The sequence below is a fragment of the Cyanobacteriota bacterium genome, from assembly GCA_025054735.1.
Lineage (GTDB): Bacteria > Cyanobacteriota > Cyanobacteriia > SKYG9 > SKYG9 > SKYG9.
The window spans coordinates 1-2,890 of record JANWZG010000451.1; the positions used below are offsets into that span (position 1 = coordinate 1).

At 52.7% G+C, this 2,890-nt stretch carries 2 protein-coding genes; both read right to left on the reverse strand.

Going from position 1 to position 2,890, the window contains the following annotated elements:
• Positions 1-115 precede the first annotated feature (115 nt).
• Complete coding sequence (locus NZ772_16640; protein MCS6815183.1) at positions 116-1,762, reverse strand: NAD(P)H-hydrate dehydratase; 1,647 nt, start codon at positions 1,760-1,762, stop codon at positions 116-118.
• Positions 1,737-2,588, reverse strand: a complete 852-nt coding sequence (locus NZ772_16645; GenBank protein MCS6815184.1) for a hypothetical protein — start codon at positions 2,586-2,588, stop codon at positions 1,737-1,739. The genes NZ772_16640 and NZ772_16645 overlap by 26 nt, the downstream gene beginning before the upstream one ends.
• Between the last annotated feature and the right edge of the window lie 302 nt (positions 2,589-2,890).

A 2,890-nucleotide genomic window follows, 5' to 3' on the forward strand; every position in this document is an offset into this window, starting at 1 on the left:
CGGGACGTTTGTAGCGAGGACTTTAGTCCTCACCTAGTGTTGTCGGCGGCATCTACGGTTTGCCGGGACGTTTGTAGTGAGGACTTCAGTCCTCACCCAGTGTTGTCGGCGGCATCTATGGAATGTCGTGCCCTACAGGCTGTAGAGTTGATAGTGTTTTTCTGGCACTAGGAACTAGATACTGACTGAGCGTAAGGGCATCAACACCCAAGTCGGTGCGCTCTTGGGCAGCAAGAATACCTGCCTGAGCGTGCCACCAAGTAGCCGTATAGGTGATGGCAGTAGCGTGATGAGTACCCGACAGGGTTGAGGGTTGAGCAAGTAAGCCTGCGATCGCTCCTGTCAGCACATCGCCACTGCCACCTCTGGCTAGAGCGGGGGTACTGTTGGGGTTAATCCAAGTGCAACCGTCGGGCTGGGCGATTGTAGTGCGTGCTCCTTTAAGCAGAACAATCGCGCCGCTCTCCGTGGCTGCCTGCTGGACAAGGGTGATGCGATCATGGGTCTGGAGGTGGGGAAACAGCCGCCTAAACTCGCCCATGTGAGGAGTCAGAATAGTGGCAGCCGGGCGCTGGGCAATCCGTGGTATCCACGGCCTACTAGCATCGTCTGCACCAGCGGTCATGGTGGCTAGCACGTTTAGTCCATCAGCATCCAGCACCAAGGGACGAGTATCAGCTAGAATTGCAGACACAACTGCACCTGCATCTAAGCTAAGGCCAGGACCGCAGGCGATAGCACTATAGTTGCTAGTCAATAGCTCCGTCATAGCACTGGGCACAATCGTGCCCTCACTAGTTTCTGGGCAGCCAATGACAACAGCGTCAGGCATATGGGCTAAGACTAGAGACTTAAGAGATGTGGGCACAGCGATCGTCAGCATCCCTACGCCTGTTGCCTTTGCCCCTAACCCAGTCAAAATGGCAGCACCAGGATAGCGACGTGAGCCAGCAACAATCAACAGGTGACCCATGTGATACTTGTGGGTAGCCGGGGGACGGTGTAGTGGTAGGTGGACGATTGCCATGGCAGGCGTAATTCGCTGTACAGGGGGTGATTCACCTACGACAGCAGTAATCTCTGGCAGAGGACAGTCGAAATCAATTAATGTGGCCTCGCCAACATAGTCTAGGGCGTGATCCTGCAATAGCCCTCGTTTCCATAGACCTAAGCAAAGGGTATGGGTAGCTCGAATGGCCGTGCCTAGCACTTCACCGGTGTCGGTATGCAGTCCTGAGGGCAAGTCGATACTAGCGACCGGTATCGACCACTGGTTTACTTGGTCAATGGCTGCTGCGATCGTCCCTTGCACAGGGCGAGTGAGGCCAACTCCAAACAAGCCATCAATCAGCAAATCACAGGTTTGCAACGGGTCAAGGCGATCGTAGCAGGGAATACCCAAACTCGTAATGTAGCGAAAATGACTAGCAGTTAGCTCCTTTAAGGTAGTTACAGGACAGTAAACCTGAACGCTATAGCCTTGATGATGTAATTCTCGCGCTACGACAAGGGCATCACCACCATTATGACCGGGGCCTACTAACAGGCCCACGCACTTTGTGCTGCTTAGAGGATACCACCTCACCAACTGACGGGTAATTAAGCCAGCAACCTTCTCCATCAGTGCTGCTACAGGCATTCCAGCCGCAAACAGACGAGCCTCGATCGCCTGCATCTGCTCTGCGGTTACAACCCAACGTTGCCGCTGCTCTTGCTGGTCGCTAATGGCGGCTGGGTTAACGTTCGTAGTAAACTCGTGCATCTAAGCCATAGCCCCGGAGATAGCGGTTCCACTCTTCAGCCGCACCCCGATTTGGAAATGGCCCCATGGCTATGTGGGGGCCAATGGGTTGAGTACGGGAAAAAAAGGTACCCGGCTGTGCTCCCAACTGTTGCAAGCGATCGCCGATAGTTGACAATTGCTCACCTTGTCCAGGGATGACAACAAAATAATAACCCGAAAAGTTAGGCTGACTAGTAACGGGATTAACCTGTGTTTGAACAGCAGAACTAGAGCTATAGACCTGGGACGGAATTACAGAAGTAGCGATTGCAACACCTGTAGCCGGTGTTGAGGGGGCTGTGAACGTTATGCTCTGAGCTGCATCAACCATGCCCGGTGATGTTGAAAATGCAACTGGCGGCGCTGACAGACCAGGTTGTTCACCCCCAAAACTAGCCACACTACCACCACCTGCCGTTTGCCAGCCTGCAATTAACTCAACCTGAGCTGACAGTCCCAATACTTGCAGTTGGCTGGCTCGCTGCATGGCATTACCTTGACCCACAAATGCTCCCGCTTGAATCACAGATTGCCCATTTCGCAGTCGGCGAAACGCACCTGGCTCAACTTGGCGCACCTGAGCTAGGGTAGCTTCATCCCCACCAGACACGTACACAACATAGACATTGCCTAGCTCGGCTGCCGGATTAAACGACGTAACAGAGAGAGGCAGCGGGCTGTCTAGACTAGGCAGCACAGGCACTGGCAATGGATTTCCGGTGACAACTGTAGGGCTGTATTGAGCTTGAACAGGAAATGCCACTGCTGCCACGCTACCCAGCACAGCTACTATTACACTAGTCACAACAACGATCTGCTGCTTGGGCTGATCATTACATAGGTAATTCTGTGTTGAGCAGTGCATTATAACAGCCCTCCATAGTCAGGGACAGAGCCTTAGATAACTCAGAATGCGGCTCAGTGTAGCATTGCTTTTTGAGAACAGCACAGCAATCTCTGAAATACATGTCATCGATTCCCATCCCTTGGAGAGTGACGATCGGAGGCGATCGTAATTGAGTATTCTGATAACAACAGATGAGTAGTCCCTACATCAACAATTGCCATCATGACTAATTTGTTTATTCCTGTGATTTTGGGGACAGT

What these genes read in the sequence shown, in the direction of transcription:
- NZ772_16640 (MCS6815183.1), bottom strand. Translation starts at nt 1,762, where the DNA reads ATGCACGAGTTTACTACGAACGTTAACCCAGCCGCCATTAGCGACCAG.